The sequence below is a fragment of the Xanthomonas sp. LF07-6 genome (assembly GCF_034105445.1).
In the GTDB taxonomy this organism is placed as follows: Bacteria; Pseudomonadota; Gammaproteobacteria; order Xanthomonadales; family Xanthomonadaceae; genus Xanthomonas_A; species Xanthomonas_A sontii.
This window is the reverse complement of record NZ_JAXGGI010000007.1, coordinates 168,026-191,099: the sequence shown is the minus strand read 5'-3', so window position 1 is coordinate 191,099 and position 23,074 is coordinate 168,026. Positions and strand designations below refer to the sequence as shown.

The following is a 23,074-nucleotide window of genomic DNA, read 5'->3' as shown; positions in this document are numbered from 1 at the left end:
CAACCTCGCAGGTGCGGCTACTGATCCCTGTGACCGGATCAGCCGCGACCGGCATTCCCGGGAACGCCTCGGTCGCGGCCGAAGCCGCTCCTGCGGCGGCCATCCGCGACCGTTGCGCGATCGGCCGCAAAGAGTATCCGGCAGATCGACAAAGCCCCGCATCGCCGGCGTAGCTTCGGCATCGCATGCCATGCATAGGCCGTCCGTGCGCGTCCACACGCCTGCACCGTTTCCGGCACACTTGGCGCCCCCGTTTCCGCATCGCCGAACGAGTCCGCCACCATGCCCCAGCACGATCCAAGCGCCCTGTATCCCGACCACCTGCGCACCCTGACCCGACGCGCCGACGAAGCGCTGGCGCGCGGTGGCTTCGACCACCTGGTGGTCCCGAGCGGCACCCTGCACTACCAGGTGTTCGACGATCGCGACTATCCGTTCGCGGTGAACCCGCAGTTCAAGGCCTGGCTGCCGCTGACGCGGGTGCCGCACAGTTGGCTGGTGTACACGCCGGGGCGCCGCCCGCAGGTGATCTTCCACCAGCCGCGCGACTACTGGCACGTGGTGCCGGATGCGCCCAGCGGCTGGTGGGTGGAGCACTGCGACATCCATCTGATCCGCACCCCGGACGAAGCGCTGGCGCTGCTGCCGGATGCCGCGCGCAGCGCGATCCTCGGCGAGCCGCAGAGCGCGCTGGGCGCCTACGTGCCGAACAACCCGCCGGCGGTGCTGGACTACCTGGAATACCACCGCGCCTACAAGACGCCGTACGAGCTGGCACTGATGCGCCAGGCGCAGCACTCGGCGGTGCGCGGCCATCGCGCCGCCGAGGCCGCGTTCCGCGACGGCCGCAGCGAGTTCGAGATCCACATGGCCTACTGCGCCGCGGTCGGCCAGGACGCGAACGAACTGCCGTACGGCAACATCGTGGCATTGAACGAACACGGCGCCGTGCTGCACTACACCGAACTGCAGCGGCAGGCGCCGACGCCGCTGCGCAGCTTCCTGATCGACGCCGGCGCCTCGGCACACGGCTACGCCAGCGACATCACCCGCACCTACGCCGCCGATCGCGACAGCGAGTTCCAGGCGCTGATCGACGCGGTGGACGCCGCGCAGCAGCGCATGGGCCAGCACGTGCGCGCCGGCGTCGACTACCGGCAACTGCACCTGGACGCGCACCTGGCGTTGATGGGCGTGCTGAAGGACGCCGGCGTGCTCACCGTGTCGCCGGAAACCGCGGTGGCCACCGGCGTCAGCGCCGCATTCTTCCCGCACGGCCTGGGCCACCCGATCGGCCTGCAGGTGCACGACGTCGCCGGTTTCGCCGCCAGCGACCGCGGCGGCCGCATCGAACGCCCCGACGGCCATCCCTACCTGCGGATGACCCGCACCCTGGAACCTGGCATGGTGGTGACGATCGAGCCGGGCCTGTACTTCATCGACATGCTGCTCGACGACCTCAAGCAGGCCGGCCATGGCGGCAGCGTCGACTGGGCGCGGGTGGCGCAGTTCAAGCCCTACGGCGGCATCCGCATCGAGGACGAAGTGGCGTGCACCGAGGACGCACCCGAGAACCTGACGCGGCCGGTGTTTGCGGCGGCCTGATGGCCGCCGCCACGGTCACTTGCCGGTCAGCGCGTACGGGCCGCGATTGAAGCTCATCGGGATCAGGTCGTAGCGGCGCTGCCCGGCGGCGGCCGGATACGGCGCGGTCTTGAAATCGCGTGCCAGCGCTTCGAGTCCACGTGCCGCGTTCGGCGAAGGCAGCGCCTCCAGCACCAGGGCGGACTCGGGACGTCCGCCCTGCGGATCGCCGCGCATCAGGAACAGGCTCAACGCCGGCGTGACCGGCAGGTCCATCGGGCTGTCCAGCACGGTCTTGCGCCGTTGATTCTCGGCACGCGCAGTCAGCCCGCCAGCCTCCTCGCCATCCTGCGCCTGCAGCGCATCGAGCTGCGCGAACAGCATCCGGTCCAGGACCCGGCCCCACTGCACGCGGAACGCGTTGAACCAGGCCAGGCCGATCGCGTCGCGGTCGCCGCTCGGCATCGCCGCATAGCAGCGCTCCAGGAGGTAGGCATGGTAGGCGGTATCGCGATTGCGCTGACTGGGCCGCACACGGCGGCCTTCGATCTCGCGCGCCCGCGTGGTGAACTCGCGGTCCAGCGCCACCCAGCCCTGCGCCCATTGCAGCGCCGGCTTGGCATTGCCGGCGGACAGTTCCAGCTCGGCCAGCGACGCCAACGCGAGCAGCGGGCAGCGCGGCATGCCCAGGCAGCGCTCCAGCCAGTAGCGGGCCGTGTCCAGGTCGCGCGGCACCAGATGCGCCGGATGCGCCTCGCCATTGCGGTAGAGCACGCCCAACACGTACGCCGAGGCGCCATCGCCCTTACCCGCCAGCGCGACGACCTGCGCCAGCATCTGCGCGCGGGCCTCCGGCGCAGCGCGCAGCGACAGCAACGTCTCTAGATCGTCCAGCGCCAGCGTGGGCACCGCAGCAGGCACAGGTGCCTGCGTCGCCGCGGGCGCAGCATCGGCTGGCGCCGCCGGCGCGGCCACTTGCTGCGCGTGCGCCTGCGCTGCGACGGCCACGCACAGTCCTGCCGCCAGCAGGCATCGCATCCACATCTTCATGAATCCCCCTTGTTCAGCCGGTCACTGTGCGCAACCGGCCGCCTGCACGCAAGGGGGCGGCGTCAGTCTGCCGCGGCGGCCTGACGGCCGCCGCCGGGATTGGGGATTCGCAACGGCAAACGCGCCAGGTCTGCTAGCCGACCTTTCCGCGCGCGGCGACCGCTTTTCCCATTCCCGTTTCCCGTTTCCCTATTCCCCATTCCCAGCCATCCACGCCTCGATCTCCTCGGCGCTGCGCGCCAGGGCATCGGTGAGCACGCGATGGCCGTCGTCGGTGATCAGCACGTCGTCCTCGGTGCGGATGCCGATGCCCCGCCACTTCGGGTCGACGTCCTTGTCGTCCGGCGACACGTACAGGCCGGGTTCGATGGTGAACACCATGCCCGGCTCGAGCAGGCGCGATTCGCCGGCCAGCCGGTAGTCGCCGACATCGTGCACGTCCAGGCCCAGCCAGTGCCCGGTCTTGTGCCGGTAGAAGCGCCGGTAGTCGCCGCTGGCCAGGTTCTGCTCGACGCTGCCCTTGAGCAGGCCCAGCCGCAGCAGGCCTTCGGTCAGGGTCTGCACCGCGGCCAGGTGTCCGGCCTCGTAGGCCACGCCCGGGCGCGCCTGCGCCAGCGCGGCGGCGTGCGCGGCACCGACCAGGTCGTGCAGCGCGCGTTGTTCGGTGCTGAAGCGGCCGTTGGCCGGGAAGGTGCGGGTGATGTCGGCGGCATAGCCGCGGTATTCGGCGCCCGCATCGACCAGCACCAGGTCGCCGTCGCGCAGGCGCGCGGCGTTGGCGCGGTAATGCAGCACGCAGGCGTTGTGGCCGCTGCCGACGATGCTGCCGTAGGCCGGCCAGGCGTCACCGGCGCGGAATTCGCGCTCGATCTCGGCCTGCAGTTGGTATTCGTGCACGCCCGGCCGCGCCAGCCGCATCGCCGCGCGGTGCCCGGCCACGCTCAGGTCCGCAGCGACCTGCATCAGCGCGATCTCGTCGCGCGATTTGAACAGGCGCTGTTCGTGCAGCAGATGGCCCAGTTCCAGGAACTCGTGCGGCGGCTGCGCGCCATGCCGCACCTGCTCGCGCACGCGCTTGACCCAACCGATCAGCTTCAGGTCGAAATCGACGTCGCGGCCGAAGTGGTAATACACCCGCGAGCGGCCTTCCAGCAGCCCGGGCAGGATCTCATCGAGGTCGTCGATCGGATAGGCATCGTCCATGCCATAGCGCTCGACCGCGCCTTCCTGGCCCGCCCGCGGGCCGTCCCAGGCTTCGCGCTCGGGGTCGCGTTCGCGACAGAACAACAGCGCCTCGCCATGGCGGCGACCGGGCACCAGCACCAGCACCGCGTCCGGCTCGGCGAACCCGCACAGATACCAGAAGTCCGAATCCTGCCGGTACGGGTAGTGCGTGTCGTGGCTGCGCACCCGCTCCGGTGCGCTGGGCAGCACCAGGATGGCCTGCTCGCCGGCCATGTCCATCAAATGACGGCGCCGGCGCACGTACTCGCCGGAGGAAATCCCGGTGAGCCGCTTCATCAGTTCAGGCGCTGCCGGTGGCGCGGGCCGAGCACGCAGTCGCTGTGCAGCAGCAGCACCGCCACGCGCACGAACTCCTCGATCTCGGCCAGCGCGTCCTCGTCCTCGTCGCCGCTGTCGAAATCGTCGGCGCTGGCCTGGGCCAGACGCGCCACGTCCTGCAGCGCTTCCTGCCCTTCCTCGGACAGCGGCGGCGCGGCCCCTGCGGCCAGGCCGAAGCCGCCGAGAAAGCCGCGGCACCAGTCGAACAGCGCGTCGGCGCGCTCGGGCAGCGGCGCGCCGGCATCGGCCAGCACAAGGTCGAAGCCGAAATCGCGGTCGTTCAGTTGCGCGGTCGTGGCCTCGCGCAGGCGGTCCAGCGCATCGCCGGGGCGCGGCGCGGCGAGGCTGGCGTCGGCGAGCACGGCCGCCGGCCATGCCGGCAATTCGGCGCCGCCACCGGCCAGCCAGCCGCACAGGCCGCCGTGCAGTTCGGCCGCCGACGCAGCCAGGCCAAGCGTCCGGCTGGCATCGGCGATCTGGTCGGCAGTGGGAAGTTCGGTCATGGAGCAAGCCTGTCGGGCGCTGGCCGCGGGCCTGTCGAGGCCTGCGGCGGAATCGGGACTGCGCAGTGTAGCAACCGCGTGTGCGCCGCCGCTTGTAGTGGCTTCCGGCACGCGCCTACACTCCACCACCCGTTCTTTGACAGAAGTCACTTTCCGCCATGCCATTGGAGCACGTTGCTGCAGGAGCTGCGGAAAGAACCGGCCTCGCCTTGTTCGGCGAGACCTTGCTGGCCGCATGGCCGCTGGTCGCGCTCGCCGCGCTGGCGGCCGGCGGGGTGGCGGCGCTGTTCGCGCTGCGTTCGCGTCGGCGCCTGCGCGAGCAACTGCAACGGCACGCGCAACTGCAACAACGCGACCAGCACCTGAAGCTGGCGCTGTGGGCCTCGGGCGAACACTTCTGGGATTACGACCTGCAACAGCGCAGGTTGCGGCTGATGCGCGCCGACGAGGCCACGCCGCACGCGCAGGACATCGGCCTGGTGATCCGCGAGAACGAACCACTACGGATCCATCCCGACGACATGCAGCAGGCGCGGCAGGTGCTGCAGGAGCACCTGCAGGGCCTGACCGCGATCTACACCGCCGAGTACCGGGTGGACCTGGCCGGCGACGGGGTCTGGCACTGGGCGCGGGTGCGCGGCCGCGTGGTGGACTACGACGCCAGCGGCGCGCCGCGCCGGCTCGCCGGCACCGCACGCGACATCACCTCGCACCGCCAGGCCGACCTGGAACGGCGCATCGCCGCCGAAGTGCTGCGCAGCATGGGCGAGGCCGTCGCCGTGCTCGACGAGGACCGCCGCTTCATCTCGGTCAACCCGGCCTTCACCCGCATCACCGGCTACAGCGAGCGCGAGGTACTGGGCCAGCCGATGGCGCTGATCGACCACGCGCCGGAAACGCCGGCGGCCCCGGTGGCCGACCACGGCCGGCATTGGCGCGGCGAGGCCTGGAAGCGGCGCAAGGACGGCCAGGAAATCCTCTGCCACCTGCGCCGCAATACCGTGGTCGACGCCGACGGCCGCCAGAGCTTCCAGGTGGTGGTACTGGAAGACATCACCGAGCAGAAGCGCGCCGAGCAGGAACTGCGCTATCTGGCCAACTACGACACGCTGACCAGCCTGCCCAACCGTGCGCTGCTGTCCGAACGCCTGGCGCGGGCGATCGTGCGGGCGCGGCGCCAGGCCGGCTCGGTCGCGGTGCTGTTCCTGGATCTGGACCGCTTCAAGGACATCAACGATTCGCTCGGCCACGCGGTCGGCGATCGCGTGCTGCGCGCAGTGGCCGAACGCCTGCAGCAGGCGGTGGGACCGCAGCACACGGTGGCGCGCCTGGCCGGCGACGAATTCACCGTGGTGGTCGAAGACATCGTCAGCCAGGGCGAGGCCGAGGCGGTGGCCGCCCGCGTGCTGGCCGCGTTCGAGGCGCCGCTGCGGCTGGACGAACGCCGCGAGGTCGCGGTCTCCACCTCCATCGGCATCTCCCTGTTCCCGCAGCACGCGCTGCTGCCGAGCGAGCTGCTCAAGCACGCCGATACCGCGATGTACCAGGCCAAGGCCGCCGGGCGCCGCAACGCGCAGGTGTACTCGGCGCGCATGGACGAAGCCACCCGCCACCGCGCCACCCTGGCCAGCACGCTGCGCAAGATCCCGCTGGATCAGGAACTGAAGCTGGTCTACCAGCCGCGCTACTCGCTGCGCACGCAGCGGGTGGTCGGCGTGGAAGCGCTGCTGCGCTGGCACAGCGCCGATTTCGGGCCGGTCTCGCCGAGCCAGTTCATCCCGCTGGCCGAGGAGACCGGGTTGATCCTGGAGATCGGCGAGTGGGTGCTGCGCCAGGCCTGCAGCGCGTTGCGCGACTGGCGGCGGATGGGGCTGACCGATCTGTGCATGTCGGTGAACGTCTCGGCGATCCAGCTCGAGCGCGGCAACCTGCCGGAACTGATGGCCGGGATCCTCGCCGAAACCGGCGTGCCGGCGGCCAACATCGAACTGGAACTGACCGAGAGCGTGGTGATGTCGCAGGTCGGCAAGAACGCCGCGCTGCTGCGCGCCTGCCGCGAGCTGGGGCTGACCCTGGCCATCGACGACTTCGGCACCGGCTATTCGTCGCTGGCCTACCTGAAGCGGCTGCCGATCAACACCCTGAAGATCGACCAGGAATTCATCGGCGACCTCACCCGCGACCCGGACGACGAGGCGATCACCAGCACCATCATCGCGATGGGCCACTCGCTGGCGCTGAAGGTGGTGGCCGAGGGCGTCGAGGACGCCGGGCAGCTGGCGTTCCTGCGCGCGCACGGCTGCGACGAGATCCAGGGCCACCTGGTGGCGCCGGCGCTGGAGCCGGACGCCTGCCTGCGCCTGCTGCAGCAACCGCTGCGGCTGCCTGCCTGAGCGCCGGCCATGGCGCCGCCGCGCGGCGTCTTGACCGCCCCTCGGGCGCATGCCTATCGTGAGCGCCATGGACAGCCCTGACGCCCTCGCCGAGCTTCGCGCCCTTGCCGCACGCGTGGAAACGCTGGTCGAGCGCTGCCAGCGCCTGTCCGACGAGAACCGCAGCCTGCGCCAGCAGCAGGAACACCTGATCGGCGAGCGCTCGCAGTTGCTGACCAAGAACGAACAGGCGCGTTCGCGCGTGGAAGCGATGATCGCCCGACTGAAGTCCCTGGAGCAGCACACGTGAGCGAGCCGGTCAGCGTCCGCATCCTCGACCGCGAATACACCGTCGGCGTCGAGGCCGAAGAACGCGACGGCCTGCTCGCCGCCGCGCGCCTGCTCGACGCGAAGATGCGCGAGGTGCGCGGCAGCAACCGCATGGCCGCGGTGGACCGCGTCGCCGTCCTCGCGGCACTGAACTTGGCGCACGAGTTGCAGCAACTGCGCGACGAACAGGCCAAGCACGAACGCGAGATGGCGCGCACACTCGCCGATCTCAATCGGCGCCTGGACAGCGTGGTCGATACGACGCGCTGATCCGCACGTGGCGCTGCGATCATCAACGTGAATTGCAACGTACCGAAGGACCGACGAACGGACTAGCCAAGCGCGATCACGGCGCTATACTCCACTTGCGTTCTCTGCTGTGAACGACAGCGTGTGCAAACATTCGCCTTGTCCCTTAATGACGACCACGGGGTGGCGACGGAATCGGGAGTGCAGGTCCGCCTCGTAGCGGGAAGCCCGATGATTCTCCAGCCATCCCACTTGAACCCCGGGTTCAAGGTCGTTTCGCACGCATCGTCACGGCGGAGAATGCAATTTTTCCAGGAAGCGGCGCCGCAAGGCGCCGTTTCCTTTTGTGCGCCCGCAGCGTGCGCCTTCACCACGCCGTCGTCGCCGGCGCATTGCAGGTGCCACGCGTTCTCGCACCGACCGAAACCCGGGATACTGGTCGCCCCATCACGGAGATCCCGGATTGCCGACGCTCGCCCAGATCCTCGACCGCTTCGACCCCGCCGCGGGATTCGACGTCCCCGCCAGTTGGAGACAAGGCCGCACCGCCTTCGGCGGCCTGTCCGCGGCGCTGGCGCTGCAGGCCGCGCTGCGCACGGCGCCGTCCGCGTTGCCGCCGCTGAAGTCGGCGCACATCGGCTTCGTCGGTCCGGCCGACGGCAGCCTGCGCTTCGATGCGCAGGTGCTGCGCCAGGGCAAGTCCGCCACCTCCGTGGGCGTCGATTGTCTGGCCGACGGGCAGGTCGCCCTGCGCGCGGCCTTGCTGTTCGCGCAGCCGCGCGCCAGCCGCATCGCCCACGACTTCCTGCCGGCACGGCCGGCGGTGGTCGGTCCCGACGAAGCGACGCCGATCGCCGACAGCGCGGCGACGCCGGCCTTCGTCGCCAACTTCGACATGCGCCTGGCCGGCGGCGCGCTGCCGCTGTCCGCCGCGGCCGATCCGGAGTTGCTGGTCTGGGCGCGCCATCGCGACGCCGCCGGCGTGGACCCAAGCGTGGCTCTGGTCGCACTGGGCGACTGCCTGCCGCCGGCCGCGATGACCTGCTTCACCGCACCCGCACCGGTCAGCTCGATGACCTGGACCCTGGACTTCCCGCAGCCGGCCAGCGCCGGCGACTGGTTCCTGCTGCGCTCGGCCAGCCTGCATGCCGAGGACGGCTACTCGCTGCAGGACATGCAGATCTGGGATACGGCCGGGCGGCTGGTGCTGTGGGGCCGGCAGACGGTGGCGCTCTACGCGTGATCGTCGCGGCGGCGCCCTGGTCAGTGCGCGCGCCGCCGCCGACAATAGCGGCCTCCCTCGCCACGCCCGCCCGATGACCGCCGACGACCGCGACTCCCTGCGCCAGGACCTGCGCGCGCGCCGCCGCGCGCTCACCGCGCCCGTGCGCCTGGCCGCCGCCGATGCCTTGGCACAGCGACTGCTGGATCTGCCGTTCGCGCCGCAGCACGGCCATGTCGGCGGCTACTGGGCGATGGACGGGGAGATCGCCCTGCACCGCTGGCAACTGTCGCTGCCGGAGGCGGTGCAGTACTGCCTGCCTATGCTCAGCGGCGACACCCTGCGCTTCGCGCCGTGGCGCCCCGGGCAACCGCTGCGCGCCAACCGCTATGGCATCCCCGAACCCGACGTCGACCCGGCCACGACCCTGGCGCCGGCGCAGATGGCGCTGGTGGTGACGCCGCTGGTCGGCTTCGACACCGCCGGCGGCCGCCTGGGCATGGGAGGCGGCTGGTATGATCGCAGCTTCGCTTTCCGCCAGCGGCAGGCTCCGCCGCCCTGGCTGGTCGGGGCCGCCTTCGACGCGCAACAGGTCGCGGCTTTGCCGCTGGCGGCCTGGGACGTGGCGCTGGACGCGGTCTGCACCGAATCCCTCACCCTGTCGACCGCGCCCGATTCCCCCGCATGACCGCACGCACCCGCTATTGGCTGATGAAGTCCGAACCGGACGCCTTCTCGATCGACGACCTGCAGCGGGTCGGCACCGAACCCTGGAACGGCGTGCGCAACTACCAGGCGCGCAACTTCATGCGCGACGGCATGAAGGTCGGCGACGGCATCCTGTTCTACCACTCCAACTGCAAGGTGCCGGGCATCGTCGGCGTGGCGCGCGTGGCCAGCCAGGCCTATCCCGACGCCACCCAGTTCGACCCGTCCTCCGACTACCACGACCCCAAGGCCACCCAGGAGCAGCCGCGCTGGTACCTGGTGGACGTGGCGTTCGAACGCAAGCTGGCGCGCACCATCGCCCTGGACGAGATCAAGCAGCACGCCGATGCGCTGGGCGAGGGCTTCCCGCTGGTCGCCCGCGGCAACCGCCTGTCCGTGTTCCCGGTCAGCGCCGCGCAGTGGAAGCTGCTGCTTTCGCTCGAATAGCCGGGATTCGGGAGTGGGGATTGGGGATTCGCCCGGCCCCATCCGCCGACCCGCTTTTCACGAATCCCCAATCCCGAATCCCCACTCCCGAGCTCTCCAAATGTCAGAAGCCAAGCGTCTTGCCGCCGAGAAAGCCATCGACTACGTCCAGGACGGGATGATCGTCGGCGTCGGCACCGGTTCCACCGTCGCCTATTTCATCGACGCGCTCGGCCGCATCGGCCACCGCATCAAGGGCGCGGTGTCCAGTTCCGAGCAGAGCACCGCGCGCCTGCGCCAGCACGGCATCGAGGTGCTGGAGCTGAACCAGACCGGCAACCTGTCGCTGTACGTGGACGGCGCCGACGAGTGCGATCCGAACAAGTGCCTGATCAAGGGCGGCGGCGCCGCGCTGACCCGCGAGAAGATCATCGCCGAGGCCAGCGAGCGCTTCATCTGCATCGTCGACCCGAGCAAGCAGGTGCAGACCCTGGGCGCGTTCCCGCTGCCGATCGAAGTGATCCCGATGGCGCGCAGCCTGGTCGCCCGCGAGATCCTGGCGCGCACCGGCGGCCAGCCGGTCTGGCGCGACGGCGTGATCACCGACAACGGCAACGTGGTGCTGGACGTGCACCACCTGTCGATCACCGACCCGGTGGCGCTCGAGCGCGAACTGAACCAGATCCCGGGCGTGGTCTGCGTCGGCCTGTTCGCACGCCGCCCGGCCGACGTGGTGATCGTCGGTGGCGAGCCGCCGCGCGTCTTTTGACGCGCGCTGGCGCGCGCGCGGGATTGGGGATTCGTGATTGGGGATTCGTAAAAGCGAGAATCCTGGCTCTTGCGAATCCCCAATCCCGAATCCCCAATCCCCGCTCTTGACGCCACACGCACCATGCAACAAGGTGCGCGCTGTCCTCCCTGCCCTGGTCCGCCCATGTCCCTCTTCCGCGCGCTCTGCGTCCTTCTCCTGCTTGCCCTCAGCGGTTGCGCCAGCGCCGGTGGCGACCATTGGGTGGAACTGGGCGGACATCGCTACGAAGTGGAACTGGCGCAGAACGATGCAACGCGCGCGCGCGGGCTGATGTTCCGCGACCAGATGGAAGCCGACCACGGCATGCTGTTCATCCACGACCGCGAGGAACCGCAGGCGTACTGGATGAAGAACACCAAGATCCCGCTGGACATCCTGTACTTCGACAACCAGCGCAAGCTGGTGGCGCAGCAGCGCGACGTGCCGCCGTGCTCGGCCGGCGACGCCTGCCCGCCCTACCCGAGCAACGCGCCGGCGCGCTACGTGCTCGAACTCAACGCCGGCCAGGCCGAGCAGTTGAAGCTGCAGGACGGCACCGAACTGCGTTTCGGCCCGGGAATTCCGCAGGGCCACTGATCCGTCAACGGTGCCGGCGGCGTCGGGAAAAGGCCCCGCGACCACGGCGCTGAACCCGACACCGCTGTCGGGAACGGCCGGACTTGATCGGACCCGGCTTTGCCGCCAGTCTTGGGCCATGGCCGCCCCATTGACATTGCCGAGCTGGAATACCCTGGCCGCACTAGATGACGATGCCCTGCCGCTGCTGGCGACCGCCCTGCTGATCGCCCGCGACGAGTATCCGGAGCTGGATGCCGCCCATTACGACACCCTGGCGCAGAGTCATGCCGACCACCTGCGGCACGAGGTGGCGATGATCGAGCAGTGGCCGCTGAAGATGGCGGCGATCAATCGCCACCTGTTCGAAGAACTGGGCTATAGCGGCAACCACGACGAGTATTACGACCCGCGCAACAGCTACATGAACCAGGTGTTCGAGCGGCGCCTGGGCAACCCGATCTCGCTGGCGCTGGTGCAGATGGACGTGGCGCGGCGCCTGGACATCCCGCTCGACGGCGTGTCCTTCCCGGGGCATTTCCTGGTGCGCCTGCCGGTGGACGACGGCCTGCTGGTGATGGACCCGTTCAACGGCGGGCGCCCGCTGGCGGTGGAGGAACTGCGCGAGCGCGCGCGGCCGCACATGGGCGGCGAAAGCCCGGACGACCGCGCGCTGCTGCAGATCCTGGACCCGGCGCCGCACCGCGCGATCCTTGCCCGGGTCCTGCGCAACCTGCATGGCCTGTATGCCGAACGCGACGAGTGGGACCGCGCCGCACGCAGCGCCGACCGCGTGCTCAAGCTGATGCCCGACCAGCCCGAAGCCCTGCGCGACCGCGGCATGGCCTACCTGCAGATGGATTACGTCCCCGGCGCACGGCGCGACCTGGGCCGCTATCTGCAATTGAACCCCGAAGCCTCCGACGCCTTGCCGATCCGCGAGCGCCTGGTGGAACTGAGCGCGCGCGCGCAGCGGATGCATTGACGCTGGGAATGGGGAGAGGGGAATCGGGAATGGGAAAAGCGCATGCCCTGAGGCTCAGAGGTTGCTGACCTGATCAAGCCGTCATGGATAACCGACCGAATCGATCATCGAACGTCGGCGGACATGCGGCTCTCCCGAGTATCGGCCTTGCGATCCGACAACCCGGCCTCGCGATGTCTGCCTGCCAGCCCTGAACTGGCCGTCGCGTGAAGCCTACAAGGCACGGGAGTCGCTGTCCCACTCCCGATTCCCCATTCTCCAATCCCAGCCGTCAATCCATCTCCACCATCTCGAAATCGTCCTTGGTCACGCCGCAGTCCGGGCAGGTCCAGGTGTCGGGCACGTCGTCCCAGCGGGTGCCGGGGGCGATGCCTTCTTCCGGCAGGCCGTCGGCCTCGTTGTAGATGAACCCGCAGACGACGCACATCCAGGTGCGATAGGTGGTGGCGCTGGCGTCGCTCATTGGATAATCGCAGGTCACAGTCGGAACGGCATTGTCCCATCGCCGCCGACGCATCGGAAGGCTTGGCCATGAACGCATCCCCGGCGCCGCGCGGCGTGTACCTGATCACCCCCGACGAGGCCGACGGCGCGCGTCTGCTGGCACGGGTGGCGCCGCTGCTGGACCAGGGCGTGACCTGGCTGCAATACCGCAACAAGCGCGCCGACGCGGCGCAACGGCGCGAGCAGGCCGCGGCGCTGCAAACGCTGTGCGCACAGGCCGGCGTGCCGCTGATCGTCAACGACGACGTCGCGCTGGCGCAGGCGGTGGGCGCGGCCGGCGTGCACCTGGGCGAGGACGACGGCGATCTGGCCGCCGCGCGCGCCGCGCTCGGGCCGCAGGCATTGATCGGCGCCTCCTGTTACGACGATCTGACCCTGGCCCGCAACGCCGCGGCGGCTGGCGCCAGCTATGTCGCCTTCGGCGCCTTCTTCCCCACCCGCAGCAAGGTCACCACGCGCCGCGCCACGCCTGACCTGCTGCGCAATGCGGCAGCGCTGGGCCTGCCGCGCGTGGCGATCGGCGGCCTCACGCCGGACAACGCGCGTCCGCTGGCGGCGGCCGGTGCCGATCTGCTGGCGGTGATCAGCGGCGTGTTCGATGCGCCCGATCCGCGCGCGGCGCTGGCCGCGTACAGGGCGTGTTTCGACTGAGGCTAGCGCTTCCCTTCTCCCCTCGGGACCATGGCCCCCTTTTCGGGGGAAGGTGCCCCGAAGGGGCGGATGAGGGTGCGAGCGCAGCCTCGTACACCCAAACATCGCGCGTCGCTGCGCGCCGGACCCTCACCCCAACCCCTCTCCCGGTGGGAGAGGGGCTAGCCGCTCCCTTCTCCCATCGGGAGAAGGTGCCCCGAAGGGGCGGATGAGGGTACGGGCGCAGCCTCATGCACCCAAACACCGCGCGTCGCTGCGCGCCGGACCCTCACCCCAACCCCTCTCCCGGAGGGAGAGGGGCTAGCCGCTCCCTTCTCCCGCCGGGAGAAGGTGGCCCGAAGGGCCGGATGAGGGTACGGGCGCAGCCTCATGCACCCAAACATCGCGCGTCGCTTCGCGCCGGACCCTCACCCCAACCCCTCTCCCGATGGGAGAGGGGCTTTGGCCTCTTCCTTCTCCCTCCGGGACCATGGCCCCCTTTTCGGGGAAAGGTGCCCCGCAGGGGCGGATGAGGGTACGGGCGAAGCCTCATGCACCCAAACATCGCGCGTCGCTTCGCACCGGACCCTCACCCCAACCCCTCTCCCGATGGGAGAGGGGCTTATCACTGCGCGGCGCCGGCTGCGGCAGGATCGACGACATGGCGTACACCGGCGGCAGCCGCGACAATAGACGGCCTCGCTCCGCGCCCGGCCGGTCGGCCTGGCCAGCATCGCCAAGGATTTCCGCTCATGTCCCATTCCCGCTCGCATGCCCTGTTCGCCCAAGCGCAGTCGCTGATTCCCGGCGGCGTCAATTCGCCGGTGCGCGCCTTCAAGTCGGTGGGCGGCGAGCCGTTCTTCGTGCAGCGCGCCGATGGCCCGTACCTGTACGACGTCGACGGCCACCGCTACATCGACTACGTGGGCTCGTGGGGGCCGATGATCGCCGGGCACAACCACCCGGCGGTGCGCGAGGCGGTGCAGCGCGCGATCGGCGATGGGCTGTCGTTCGGCGCGCCGTGCCCGGCCGAGGTGACGATGGCGCAGACCATCACCCGGCTGGTGCCGTCCTGCGAGATGGTGCGCATGGTCAACTCCGGCACCGAAGCCACGCTGTCGGCGGTGCGGCTGGCGCGTGGCGCCACCGGGCGCAACCGCATCGTCAAGTTCGAAGGCTGCTACCACGGCCACGGCGATTCGTTCCTGGTCAAGGCCGGCAGCGGCATGCTGACCCTGGGCGTGCCGACCTCGCCGGGCGTGCCGGCCGGCCTGAGCGAACTCACCGCCACCCTGGCCTACAACGATGCCGAGGGCGCTACTGCGCTGTTCGAGGAGATCGGCCATGAGATCGCCGCGGTCATCATCGAGCCCGTGGTCGGCAACGCCAACTGCATCCCGCCGCGTCCGGGCTATCTGCAGCACCTGCGCGACCTGTGCACGCAGCACGGCGCGCTGCTGATCTTCGACGAGGTGATGACCGGGTTCCGCGTCGCCCTGGGCGGCGCGCAGGCGCACTACGGAGTCACGCCGGACCTGACCACCTTCGGCAAGATCATCGGTGGCGGCATGCCGGTGGGCGCCTATGGCGGGCGCGCCGAGCTGATGCGGCAGGTGGCGCCGTCCGGGCCGATCTACCAGGCCGGCACGCTCAGCGGCAATCCGGTGGCGATGGCCGCCGGGCTGGCGATGCTGGAACTGATCCAGGAACCGGGCTTCCACCAGCGCCTGGACGCGGCCACCGCGCAGCTGTGCGCCGGCCTGGAAGCCGCTGCGGCGGCGGCCGGCGTGGCGGTCACCACCAACCAGGTCGGCGCGATGTTCGGGCTGTTCTTCACCACCGAGAAGGTGGAGACCTATGCGCAGGCCACTGCCTGCGACACCGCCGCGTTCAACCGCTTCTTCCACGCGATGCTGGAGCGCGGTGTGTTCCTGGCGCCGTCGGCCTACGAGGCCGGCTTCGTCTCCAGTGCGCACGACCAGGACGTGCTGGAGGCCACCCTGGCCGCGGCGCGCGAGGCGTTCGCGGTGGTCGCCGCCGGCTGAGATGCCGGTGCCACGACCCTGGCATGACGACAACGCGCGGCGCCGATGGCCGGCGCCGCGCCGCTGCGCTGGATCAACCGAACACGAACTTGCCCTTCATCACCGCCCAGTGTCCCGGGAACGAGCAGAAGAAGGTGTAGTCCCCGCCCTTGCTGAGCTTGGCGGTGGAGAACTTGACCGTGTCCGACTGCCCGGCGCCGATCACCTTGGTGTGGGCGATGATCCGCGGATCGTTCTTGGGCAGGTAGTTGTCGGCCAGGCTGGAACTGGTGCCGGCATTGGCCACCGCCTGGAAATCCGGGGTCTTGGTCAGCACCCAGTTGTGGCCCATCACCGCGGCGGCGAGCTTGCCGCTGTGCTTGAGCGTCACCGCCACCTCGGTGCAATCGGCCGCGACCTTGATCTGGGTCTGGTCGTAGGACATCTGGTCGGTGCCGGTGATGGTCACCGCGCAGGTCTTGGCCCAGGCGGCAGGCGCGAACGCGAGGCCGGCAAGGACGAGCAGCAGGGATGGAAACTTGGTGTTCAAGGCGGGTTCCTCGGCAAGAAAGACAACACTGCGCCACGGCAGGTCGCGCGCGTGGCGGCGTGCCCCGACTGTCCGCCGGCCCGCGATGGCTTGTCAACGAGAAGCGATGGCGCATTGCATCATCGGCACGCGGCGGCGACCCCGCAGAGCGGCGTGAGCTTCGCTGCTCCCGCGCCACGCCAGCCGCCACTCACCCAGGCCTCCTCATGTCCGCAATGACCCGCGCGCGGCCGGCGCTGCTGCTGCTCGATTTCGACGGCGTGCTGGCGCGCTACACGCGTGCCGACCGCATCGCCACGCTGGCCGCGCACTACAGCTGCGAGGCCGCACAGGTCCGCGAGGTCCTGTTCGGTTCCGGACTGGAGACCGCCTACGACGGCGGCGAACTCGACACCGCCGCCTACCTGCAGCGATTGAGCGCGGGCCTGGGCGCCGTCGTGGACGCGGACGCGTGGATCGCCGCGCGGGTGGCGGCCAGCCGCGCCGACGCCGGTGCGGTCGCGCAGGTGCTGGCACTGGCCGAGCGCCTGGCCATCGGCGTGCTGACCAACAACGGTGCGCTGATGGCGCAGGCGATGCCGCAGATCGTGCCCGCGCTGTTTCCGCTGCTGCACGGGCGCGTGCTGTGCAGCGGCAGCCTGGGCGGGCGCAAGCCGGACGCGGCGGTGTATCGGCACGCGCTGGCGCACTTCGATGTTGCCCCGCGGCAGGCGCTGTTCATCGACGACCTGTTCGTCAACGTGCGCGGCGCCCGCGCGATCGGCATGGCCGCGGAAACCGCCAGCGGCGCGCGCGCCCTGCGCCGCGCGCTGGCGCGGCACGGCCTGGGCTGAGTCGCCGGCTCAGCGCGCGGCGAGGTAGGCGCGCAGCGCGCTGCGCAAGCGCGCCAGGCCTTCGCTCAGTTCGGCATCGGTGAGGTTGAGCGCGGGCACGAAGCGCAGCACGTCCGGGCCCGCCTGCAGGGTCAGCAAACCATGCGCGGCGGCGTGGTCGAGGATGGCGCCGGCCTGTCCGGCATGCGCCGGCGCCAGCACCGCACCCAGCATCAGCCCGCGGCCGCGAACCTGCGAGAACAACGCGAACTCGTCGTTGAGCGCCGCCAGGCCGGCACGCAGCGCCGCCGATTGCCGCGACACGTTGGCGGCGATCGCCGTCGAGGCCAGCTTGCGCAGCGCCACCCGCGCCACCGCCGCGGCCAGCGGGTTGCCGCCGAAGGTGGTGCCGTGCGCGCCGAACTGCATGGTCTCGGCCACCTTCGGCCCGGCCAGCAGCGCGCCGATCGGGAAGCCGCCGCCCAGCGCCTTGGCCAGGGTCACGATGTCGGGGACGACCTGGTCCTGCCAGTGCGCGAACAGGGTGCCGGTGCGGCCCATGCCGCACTGGATCTCGTCCAGCACCAGCAGCGCGCCGTGGTGGTCGCACAGGGCCCGCACCTGCGCCAGGAAGCCCGGCGCCGCCGGCATCACCCCGCCCTCGCCCTGCACCGGCTCCAGCATCACCGCGGCCACGTCGCCAGCGGCCATCGCCGTTTCCAGTTGCACGATGTCGTTGAAGTCGACGTAGCGGAAACCGCCGGGCAGCGGCTCGTAGCCTTCCTGGTACTTGGGCTGCGCGGTGGCGGTCACCGCGGCCAGGGTGCGGCCGTGGAAGCTGCCGCGGAAGGTGACGATCACCCGCCGCTGCGGCGGACGGCCCTGGGCGGTGGCCCACTTGCGCACCAGCTTGATCGCCGCCTCGTTGGCCTCGGCGCCGGAATTGCACAGATACGCCTTCTCCGCGAAGCGCGAGGCCACCACCAGTTCCTCGACCAGGCGCAGCGGCGGCTCGCTGTAGAACACGTTGCTGGTGTGCCACAGCTTGCCGGCCTGTTCGAGCAGCGCCGCCTGCAGGTCCGGATCGTTGTGGCCGAGCCCGCACACGGCGATGCCGGCGGACAGGTCGATGTAGTCGCGTCCCTCGCTGTCCCACACCCGCGCGCCCTGGCCGCGCTCCAGCACCAGTTGGCGCGGACGGTAGATCGGCAGCGCGTAGCGTTGGCCGAGGGCGATCAGCTCCGCGGCGGAAGAAGCGGTCATCGAGGCAGTCCTGCGGGGAAAGCGCCGATTATAAGACCGCCGGCAGCGCTCGGCCGGGGACTGCCGGCCGCCGCCTGGACCGACGGGGCGGCAGGCTGCTGTGCCACACCGCCGCCGCCCGCGCGCGTGCCGCAGCAACCCCGCCAGGCCGTTGCTCGACATGTGGTAGGGACTTCAGTCCCGATGCGTCAGCGCGACGGCGTCGGGGCGGAAGCCCCTCCCACAGGGGGCTCTCCGGCAGCCGCGTCGCATCCGATCAGGACGCCGCCTGCCGCGGCGCGCGCGCCCGCGACCGCAAGGCGGCTCGGGTAGCATGGGCGCATGCGATTTTTCCTCGATTCCCCGCTCGCCCCGGCGACCGAGCACGGCTGGCGGCGCCGCTGGTTCGACATCATCTATCGGCACGACACCACGCCTTCGCGCAACTTCGACCTGTTGCTGGTCGCGGCGATCCTGGCCAGCGTCGCGGTGATCCTGGTCGACAGCGTGCCGGCGCTGCACAGCCGTTACGCCGGCGCGCTGTACGTGCTGGAGTGGGGCTTCACCGTGCTGTTCACCGCCGAGTACGCCTTGCGCCTGGCCACGGTGCAGCGGCCGCTGCGCTACGCGCTGAGCTTCTGGGGCGTGATCGACCTGTTGTCGATCCTGCCCACCTACATCTCGTTTCTGCTGCCCGGCGCGCAGACGCTGCTGGTGGTACGCGTGCTGCGGGTGCTGCGGCTGTTCCGCATCCTCAAGCTGACCCGCTACGTCGAGGAAAGCAGCCTGCTGGTCGATGCGTTGTGGCGCAGCCGGCGCAAGGTGTTCGTGTTCCTGTTCACGGTGATCACCCTGGTGGTGATCTTCGGCGCGCTGATGTACGTGGTCGAAGGCCCGGCCAACGGCTTCACCAGCATCCCCACCGCGATGTACTGGGCGGTGGTGACGATGGCCACGGTCGGCTTCGGCGACATCGCCCCGCTCACCCCGCTGGGCCGCGCCATCACCTCGGTGCTGATCCTGATCGGCTACAGCATCATCGCCGTGCCCACCGGCATCTACACCGCCGAACTGGCCAACAGCCTGCGCGATGCCGACCGCAGCCGCGCGCCGGATCGACGCACCTGCGCGCACTGCGGCCTGCACGGCCACGACCGCAACGCCGGCTATTGCCGGGGCTGCGGCCAGGCGTTGCCCGAGACGGTGCCCTGAGCCCTTACCAGACGCCCGTGTTCGGCATCGACGCCCACGGCTCGGCCGGCGCCAGCGCCTCGCCCTTCTGCAGCAGCTCGATCGAGATCAGGTCCGGGCTGCGCACGAAGGCCATGCGCCCGTCGCGCGGCGGACGGTTGATGGTCACGCCGAGCGACTGCAGGTGCGCGCAGAGGGCGTAGATGTCGTCGACCTCGAAGGCCAGGTGGCCGAAGTTGCGGGCGCTGCCGTAGTCCTCGTCCGAGCCCCAGTTGTAGGTCAGTTCGACCTCGGCTTCCGGGTTCTCCGGCGCGCCGAAGTACACCAGGGTGAACTTGCCGGCTTCGTTCTCGATGCGGCGGGTTTCGTGCAGGCCCAGGCCTTCGGTGAAGAACTTGCTGGTCTTCTCCAGGTCGTGGACGCGGATCATGGCGTGCAGGTATTTCATCGTGACAACTCCGAGGGTGGGGGATGGGACGCGTGCCGTACCGCAATGGCGCGCGGAAAGGGCGCATAGGGTAGCGCCGGCGGCGTGCAGGCATGGCGACGCCGCGGCGGGACCGGTTCAGCGGAAATAGCAGGCCTTCAACGGCAGCGCCGCCGCGCCCACCGCGCTGGCATCGGCGGTGGCGGCGGCCGGCAGCAGCCGCGGCAACGGCCGCGCCTGGCCGCGGCGCGGCTGGTTGTCGATGCGCACGTGCGGAATCAGCCGCGTCGCCAGCTCGCGCGGCATGCGCCCACCGAACACCACCGCCTGCGGATCGAAGATCGCCACGATCGCCGACACGATCAGCGACAGGCCCGGCGCCACCCGCGCGATCCAGCGCTCGATCGCGGGCCACGCCGGATCGTAGGCGGCCAGCAGCGCGCGGATGTCGGGCAGCGCGATGCCGTCCTCGGCCAGCAGTTGCCGCAACAGTTCCAGCGTGCCGCGCTCCAGCCCCTGCTGCGGCAGCATGCCGGCGAATTCGCCGGCGTTGCCGTGCGCGCCGCGCAGGCAGGTGCCGTCGATCACCACGCCACCGCCCAGGCCGTAATTGAAGTGCAGATAGGCGAAGTCGCGGTATTGGCGGCCGATGCCGAGCAGGCTCTCGCCCGCCGCCGCCACCGTGCCGTCGTTGTCCACCCACACCGGCAGGCCCAGCGCCTCGGCCAGCCAGTCGCCGATCGACAGCTCGCCCAGCGCGCGCAGCGGCTCGGGCGGATTCATGTGCACACCGTCCTCGACGAAGAAGCCGGTCATCGCCACCCCCGCGCCCAGGCGCGGACCCAGCCCGGCGCCGGCCGCCGCGGTCAGCGCCGCATCGGCCTCGCGCAGTTGCGCCAGCAGTGCGGCCGGCTCGGTCGAGCGCAGCGCATGTTCGGCGGTGCCGCGGATCTGCCCGCTGAAATCCAGCAATGCCAGCGACAGCGCATCGGTCGCGATCGCATAGCCGACGGTATGGCCGTAGCCGGGATTGAGCGCGATGCCCGCGCCCGGCTTGCCGCGGCCCGCGTGCGCCAGCGAGGCACCGATCGCGACCAGGCCGCGCTCGGCCAGCGCGTCGACCAGGCGCACCGCCGACTGCACGGTCAGCCCGGTGCTGCGGCTGAGATCGGCGCGGGTGGCGGTGCCGGCCAGGCGCAGGCGATCGAGCATGTGCCGCTCGTTGTCGCTGAGATCGGCGTGGATGGCGTGGCGGGACTCGGGAAGACGCGGCAGGGCGACGGCGACTGGAGCGGGCATGGGCGGCGGTGGCATCAAGACCCGGGCAGCATAGCCGCGCCGCGCGTGGTCATCGCGGCAGCGAACGCGATCGGATGGAACAGAGCGTTTTTGCAACGCGTCGCCGCGCGTAGCCGGCGCGTTGCGATCATGGCCTCGCAACGCCCGCAACGCCCGCAACGCGCGGCCGCGGCACACCCGGCACCACGGCCACGCCGGGTCTCAGTCCAGGAACAGATCCGGCAGCAGCGGCTGCGACGGATCCAGCGCGTAGCGGGACAGGTCGTGCACGCCCGCCTCGGCCAGCACCGCGTCGTCGATCAGGAACTGGCCATAGAAACCGGCCGCCGGCCGGGTCAGCACGGCGTGCGCGGCGTCGGCCATGATCTCCGGGCGGCGGCCGTTGCCGGCCTCGACGCCAGGGATCATGTTCAGCGCCTCGGTGGCGATCAACGTGCGCGGCCACAGCGCATTGACGGCAACGCCCTGCGGGCCGAACTCGCCGGCCAGGCCGAGGGTGACGAAGCTCATGCCCATCTTCGCCAGCGTGTAGCCGGTATGCGGCGCCCACCACTTCGGGTCCAGCGACGGCGGCGGCGCCAGGGTCAGGATGTGCGGATTGGCGCTGCGCAGCAGGTGCGGCAGGCAGGCCTGCGCGCACAGGAAACTGCCGCGCGCGTTGACCTGCTGCATCAGGTCGAAGCGCTTCATCGGCGTGTCCAGCGCACCGCGCAGCCAGATCGCGCTGGCGTTGTTGACCAGGATATCGATGCCGCCGAAGGCCTCCACCGTCGCCGCCACCGCCGCACGCACCTGCTCCTCCTCGCGGATGTCGCACTTCAGCGCCAGCGCGCGCCCACCGGCCGCCTCCACCGCCGCCGCGGCGGTGTGGATGGTGCCGGGCAGCTTGGGATTGGGCACCGCCGACTTCGCTGCGATCGCCACATTGGCGCCATCGCGCGCCGCCCGCAGCGCGATCGCCAGCCCGATGCCGCGCGAGGCGCCGGTGATTAGGAGCGTTTTACCTTTGAGGGTCATTGGAGTGGGAATGGAGAATGGGGAATCGGGAATGGGAAAAGCTTAGCGCCTTATCGCTGCGTACCCGTGAGACCAGACGCGCGCGCGGTCCGCTTTTTCCATTCCCCATTCTCCATTCCCCACTCCCGGCCTTTCAGGGCTTCGGCCCCTGCCCCTCGTTGTCTTCCCACTTGAGCAGGCGCCGGGTGACGAAGCGATAGACCGGCTTGCCGCTGGCGAACCACAGTTCGCGCACCCAGGAATGGCGCTTGAGCAGGCGCCGCTCGACCGGGGTCAGCGCGTGCGCGCAGTACATGCGCTTGTGCTTGAGCAGATGGCGCAGGTCTTCACGCGCCAGCAGGCGCATCCAGCGCGAACGCGGCGCGCCGCGCACGGCCAGCTGGAAATCGATCAGCGCCGGGCTGCCGTCGGCCAGCACCAGCCAGTTGGCCTCCTTTGCCAGGTCGTTGTGCGCCACCCCGCGCCGATGCACCTGCTGCAGCAGGCGCCGCGCAGCGCGGAAATAGGCCAGGTCGCCGCGCGGCGGCCGCTGGTACATCGCCGCGCCGTCCAGATAACTGCGATCCAGGAAGGTGCCGTCCCAGCCGCGCAGCTGCGGCGTCGCCGCCATGCCGTCCAGCTGCCGCAAGGCGAGCGCCTCGCGCCGCGCCAGCCACCATGCGGGCAGCCGCAGCCACCACGGCGAGGCGGTGAGGTCGCGGCGGACGAAGCGCGCCTCGCCCTCGCCCAGCAGCAGGATGCGGCCGAAGCTGTCGGCCTTGAGGATCTGGACGGTGCGGGAAGCGGGGGCAGGCATCCGGCCAGTGTAGAGCGTGCGACGCGGTTTGACGGGTCTGCACGGTCGCCCGTCACTCCAGGCAGGCACCTGGTCCGGTGCTGCTCACCTGGGCGTCGTGCCAGGCGCCACCGCACGCCGCGCGTGCGTGACGCCGCCGCCCTGCGAAGCGACGGCGTCACGCACCGGCTTCGGCGCGGCGGCGCTGCCATCCCCGGCACGGGACGGCGACAACGACGCGCCCG

23 protein-coding genes, 1 other RNA gene and 1 pseudogene are annotated in these 23,074 nt (G+C 70.5%); 15 read left to right on the top strand and 10 right to left on the bottom strand.

Features of this window, described 5'->3' with window-relative positions; all coding sequences use genetic code 11:
* Positions 1 to 282 precede the first annotated feature (282 nt).
* A complete protein-coding gene (gene pepQ, locus SLW56_RS13135) occupies positions 283 to 1,605 on the top strand; it encodes a Xaa-Pro dipeptidase (protein WP_152239998.1) in 1,323 nt (440 codons plus the stop codon).
* A 15-nt stretch (positions 1,606 to 1,620) separates the two neighbouring features.
* Here the strand turns inward: pepQ and SLW56_RS13130 are convergent, their stop codons facing one another.
* The 3 genes from SLW56_RS13130 to SLW56_RS13120 all read right to left on the bottom strand — a co-directional run bounded on the left by SLW56_RS13130 (position 1,621) and on the right by SLW56_RS13120 (position 4,700).
* Positions 1,621 to 2,622: a hypothetical protein gene (locus SLW56_RS13130; RefSeq protein WP_152239999.1), complete on the bottom strand. Its 1,002-nt coding sequence runs from the start codon at positions 2,620 to 2,622 to the stop codon at positions 1,621 to 1,623.
* 201 nt (positions 2,623 to 2,823) lie between these two features.
* Positions 2,824 to 4,155: an aminopeptidase P N-terminal domain-containing protein gene (locus tag SLW56_RS13125; protein WP_152240000.1), complete on the bottom strand. Its 1,332-nt coding sequence runs from the start codon at positions 4,153 to 4,155 to the stop codon at positions 2,824 to 2,826.
* Positions 4,155 to 4,700, bottom strand: coding sequence for a YecA family protein (locus SLW56_RS13120; RefSeq protein WP_043094872.1), 546 nt, complete (start codon positions 4,698 to 4,700; stop codon positions 4,155 to 4,157). Before SLW56_RS13120 ends, SLW56_RS13125 begins: the two co-directional genes overlap by 1 nt.
* A gap of 209 nt (positions 4,701 to 4,909) precedes the next feature.
* Here SLW56_RS13120 and SLW56_RS13115 point away from each other — a divergent pair, with 209 nt between their 5' ends.
* From SLW56_RS13115 to SLW56_RS13070, 10 genes are all read left to right on the top strand, one after another.
* Positions 4,910 to 7,093: a GGDEF and EAL domain-containing protein gene (locus SLW56_RS13115; RefSeq protein WP_295963344.1), complete on the top strand. Its 2,184-nt coding sequence runs from the start codon at positions 4,910 to 4,912 to the stop codon at positions 7,091 to 7,093.
* Between the two features lie 67 nt (positions 7,094 to 7,160).
* The gene (locus tag SLW56_RS13110) at positions 7,161 to 7,382 is read left to right on the top strand and encodes a TIGR02449 family protein (RefSeq protein ID WP_017910437.1); all 222 of its coding nucleotides are present in this window, start codon (positions 7,161 to 7,163) and stop codon (positions 7,380 to 7,382) included.
* A complete protein-coding gene (locus tag SLW56_RS13105) occupies positions 7,379 to 7,672 on the top strand; it encodes a cell division protein ZapA (protein ID WP_152240002.1) in 294 nt (97 codons plus the stop codon). The genes SLW56_RS13110 and SLW56_RS13105 overlap by 4 nt, the downstream gene beginning before the upstream one ends.
* Before the next feature lie 98 nt (positions 7,673 to 7,770).
* Positions 7,771 to 7,955: non-coding RNA, 6S RNA (gene ssrS / locus SLW56_RS13100), on the top strand.
* Positions 7,956 to 8,114: 159 nt separating this feature from the next.
* Positions 8,115 to 8,894 carry a thioesterase family protein gene (locus tag SLW56_RS13095; protein ID WP_267122071.1) on the top strand — a complete coding sequence of 260 codons (780 nt, stop codon included), beginning with the start codon at positions 8,115 to 8,117 and terminating at the stop codon, positions 8,892 to 8,894.
* Positions 8,895 to 8,967: 73 nt separating this feature from the next.
* Positions 8,968 to 9,561 (top strand): 5-formyltetrahydrofolate cyclo-ligase, encoded by a 594-nt coding sequence (locus tag SLW56_RS13090; protein ID WP_267092748.1) that lies wholly within the window; start codon positions 8,968 to 8,970, stop codon positions 9,559 to 9,561.
* Positions 9,558 to 10,028: an EVE domain-containing protein gene (locus SLW56_RS13085; protein WP_017910441.1), complete on the top strand. Its 471-nt coding sequence runs from the start codon at positions 9,558 to 9,560 to the stop codon at positions 10,026 to 10,028. Before SLW56_RS13090 ends, SLW56_RS13085 begins: the two co-directional genes overlap by 4 nt.
* A 100-nt stretch (positions 10,029 to 10,128) precedes the next feature.
* Positions 10,129 to 10,776: a ribose-5-phosphate isomerase RpiA gene (gene rpiA / locus SLW56_RS13080; protein WP_320694959.1), complete on the top strand. Its 648-nt coding sequence runs from the start codon at positions 10,129 to 10,131 to the stop codon at positions 10,774 to 10,776.
* Positions 10,777 to 10,941: 165 nt separating this feature from the next.
* Positions 10,942 to 11,394, top strand: a complete 453-nt coding sequence (locus SLW56_RS13075) for a DUF192 domain-containing protein (RefSeq protein ID WP_152240006.1) — start codon at positions 10,942 to 10,944, stop codon at positions 11,392 to 11,394.
* Between the two features lie 118 nt (positions 11,395 to 11,512).
* The gene (locus tag SLW56_RS13070; RefSeq protein WP_026143558.1) at positions 11,513 to 12,358 is read left to right on the top strand and encodes a SirB1 family protein; all 846 of its coding nucleotides are present in this window, start codon (positions 11,513 to 11,515) and stop codon (positions 12,356 to 12,358) included.
* A 271-nt stretch (positions 12,359 to 12,629) separates the two neighbouring features.
* Here the strand turns inward: SLW56_RS13070 and SLW56_RS13065 are convergent, their stop codons facing one another.
* Entirely contained in the window at positions 12,630 to 12,875 is a 246-nt protein-coding gene (locus SLW56_RS13065) for a rubredoxin (protein ID WP_223875626.1), read from the bottom strand.
* A 14-nt stretch (positions 12,876 to 12,889) separates the two neighbouring features.
* Here SLW56_RS13065 and thiE point away from each other — a divergent pair, with 14 nt between their 5' ends.
* Both thiE and hemL read left to right on the top strand, forming a co-directional pair.
* Entirely contained in the window at positions 12,890 to 13,513 is a 624-nt protein-coding gene (gene thiE, locus SLW56_RS13060; protein ID WP_152235830.1) for a thiamine phosphate synthase, read from the top strand.
* Between the two features lie 731 nt (positions 13,514 to 14,244).
* Positions 14,245 to 15,537, top strand: a complete 1,293-nt coding sequence (hemL, locus tag SLW56_RS13055; protein WP_320694958.1) for a glutamate-1-semialdehyde 2,1-aminomutase — start codon at positions 14,245 to 14,247, stop codon at positions 15,535 to 15,537.
* 73 nt (positions 15,538 to 15,610) lie between these two features.
* Here hemL and azu read toward each other — a convergent pair whose 3' ends face one another.
* Complete coding sequence (gene azu / locus SLW56_RS13050; protein WP_017910448.1) at positions 15,611 to 16,066, bottom strand: azurin; 456 nt, start codon at positions 16,064 to 16,066, stop codon at positions 15,611 to 15,613.
* A 163-nt stretch (positions 16,067 to 16,229) separates the two neighbouring features.
* Here azu and SLW56_RS13045 point away from each other — a divergent pair.
* Positions 16,230 to 16,899 (top strand): annotated as a pseudogene (locus SLW56_RS13045) (HAD-IA family hydrolase).
* 9 nt (positions 16,900 to 16,908) lie between these two features.
* Here SLW56_RS13045 and SLW56_RS13040 read toward each other — a convergent pair.
* Positions 16,909 to 18,141, bottom strand: coding sequence for an acetylornithine transaminase (locus SLW56_RS13040; protein WP_320694957.1), 1,233 nt, complete (start codon positions 18,139 to 18,141; stop codon positions 16,909 to 16,911).
* Positions 18,142 to 18,462: 321 nt separating this feature from the next.
* Between SLW56_RS13040 and SLW56_RS13035 the strand changes: the two genes are divergently transcribed.
* On the top strand, positions 18,463 to 19,332 hold the full coding sequence (locus tag SLW56_RS13035) for an ion transporter (protein ID WP_017913432.1): 870 nt from the start codon (positions 18,463 to 18,465) through the stop codon (positions 19,330 to 19,332).
* Positions 19,333 to 19,336: 4 nt separating this feature from the next.
* Here SLW56_RS13035 and SLW56_RS13030 read toward each other — a convergent pair whose 3' ends face one another.
* The 4 genes from SLW56_RS13030 to SLW56_RS13015 all read right to left on the bottom strand — a co-directional run bounded on the left by SLW56_RS13030 (position 19,337) and on the right by SLW56_RS13015 (position 22,850).
* Positions 19,337 to 19,759: a VOC family protein gene (locus SLW56_RS13030; protein WP_242160544.1), complete on the bottom strand. Its 423-nt coding sequence runs from the start codon at positions 19,757 to 19,759 to the stop codon at positions 19,337 to 19,339.
* 117 nt (positions 19,760 to 19,876) lie between these two features.
* Positions 19,877 to 21,037 (bottom strand): ROK family transcriptional regulator, encoded by a 1,161-nt coding sequence (locus SLW56_RS13025; protein WP_193312543.1) that lies wholly within the window; start codon positions 21,035 to 21,037, stop codon positions 19,877 to 19,879.
* A 201-nt stretch (positions 21,038 to 21,238) separates the two neighbouring features.
* A complete protein-coding gene (locus SLW56_RS13020; protein WP_267084054.1) occupies positions 21,239 to 22,054 on the bottom strand; it encodes an NAD(P)-dependent oxidoreductase in 816 nt (271 codons plus the stop codon).
* A 133-nt stretch (positions 22,055 to 22,187) separates the two neighbouring features.
* Entirely contained in the window at positions 22,188 to 22,850 is a 663-nt protein-coding gene (locus SLW56_RS13015; RefSeq protein WP_267099643.1) for a serine/threonine-protein kinase, read from the bottom strand.
* Positions 22,851 to 23,074: the final 224 nt, after the last annotated feature.

Bases quoted from the DNA above. Each gene is read 5' to 3' on its own strand.
- SLW56_RS13125 (WP_152240000.1), bottom strand. From the start codon at position 4,155: ATGAAGCGGCTCACCGGGATTTCCTCCGGCGAGTACGTGCGCCGGCGC.
- SLW56_RS13090 (WP_267092748.1), top strand. From the start codon at position 8,968: ATGACCGCCGACGACCGCGACTCCCTGCGCCAGGACCTGCGCGCGCGC.
- hemL (WP_320694958.1), top strand. From the start codon at position 14,245: ATGTCCCATTCCCGCTCGCATGCCCTGTTCGCCCAAGCGCAGTCGCTG.
- SLW56_RS13085 (WP_017910441.1), top strand. From the start codon at position 9,558: ATGACCGCACGCACCCGCTATTGGCTGATGAAGTCCGAACCGGACGCC.
- SLW56_RS13070 (WP_026143558.1), top strand. From the start codon at position 11,513: ATGGCCGCCCCATTGACATTGCCGAGCTGGAATACCCTGGCCGCACTA.
- SLW56_RS13130 (WP_152239999.1), bottom strand. From the start codon at position 2,622: ATGCGATGCCTGCTGGCGGCAGGACTGTGCGTGGCCGTCGCAGCGCAG.
- pepQ (WP_152239998.1), top strand. From the start codon at position 283: ATGCCCCAGCACGATCCAAGCGCCCTGTATCCCGACCACCTGCGCACC.
- SLW56_RS13065 (WP_223875626.1), bottom strand. From the start codon at position 12,875: ATGCGTCGGCGGCGATGGGACAATGCCGTTCCGACTGTGACCTGCGAT.
- SLW56_RS13020 (WP_267084054.1), bottom strand. From the start codon at position 22,054: ATGACCCTCAAAGGTAAAACGCTCCTAATCACCGGCGCCTCGCGCGGC.
- SLW56_RS13015 (WP_267099643.1), bottom strand. From the start codon at position 22,850: ATGCCTGCCCCCGCTTCCCGCACCGTCCAGATCCTCAAGGCCGACAGC.
- SLW56_RS13110 (WP_017910437.1), top strand. From the start codon at position 7,161: ATGGACAGCCCTGACGCCCTCGCCGAGCTTCGCGCCCTTGCCGCACGC.
- SLW56_RS13120 (WP_043094872.1), bottom strand. From the start codon at position 4,700: ATGACCGAACTTCCCACTGCCGACCAGATCGCCGATGCCAGCCGGACG.
- SLW56_RS13030 (WP_242160544.1), bottom strand. From the start codon at position 19,759: ATGAAATACCTGCACGCCATGATCCGCGTCCACGACCTGGAGAAGACC.
- SLW56_RS13040 (WP_320694957.1), bottom strand. From the start codon at position 18,141: ATGACCGCTTCTTCCGCCGCGGAGCTGATCGCCCTCGGCCAACGCTAC.
- SLW56_RS13075 (WP_152240006.1), top strand. From the start codon at position 10,942: ATGTCCCTCTTCCGCGCGCTCTGCGTCCTTCTCCTGCTTGCCCTCAGC.
- SLW56_RS13035 (WP_017913432.1), top strand. From the start codon at position 18,463: ATGCGATTTTTCCTCGATTCCCCGCTCGCCCCGGCGACCGAGCACGGC.
- thiE (WP_152235830.1), top strand. From the start codon at position 12,890: ATGAACGCATCCCCGGCGCCGCGCGGCGTGTACCTGATCACCCCCGAC.
- rpiA (WP_320694959.1), top strand. From the start codon at position 10,129: ATGTCAGAAGCCAAGCGTCTTGCCGCCGAGAAAGCCATCGACTACGTC.
- SLW56_RS13025 (WP_193312543.1), bottom strand. From the start codon at position 21,037: ATGCCCGCTCCAGTCGCCGTCGCCCTGCCGCGTCTTCCCGAGTCCCGC.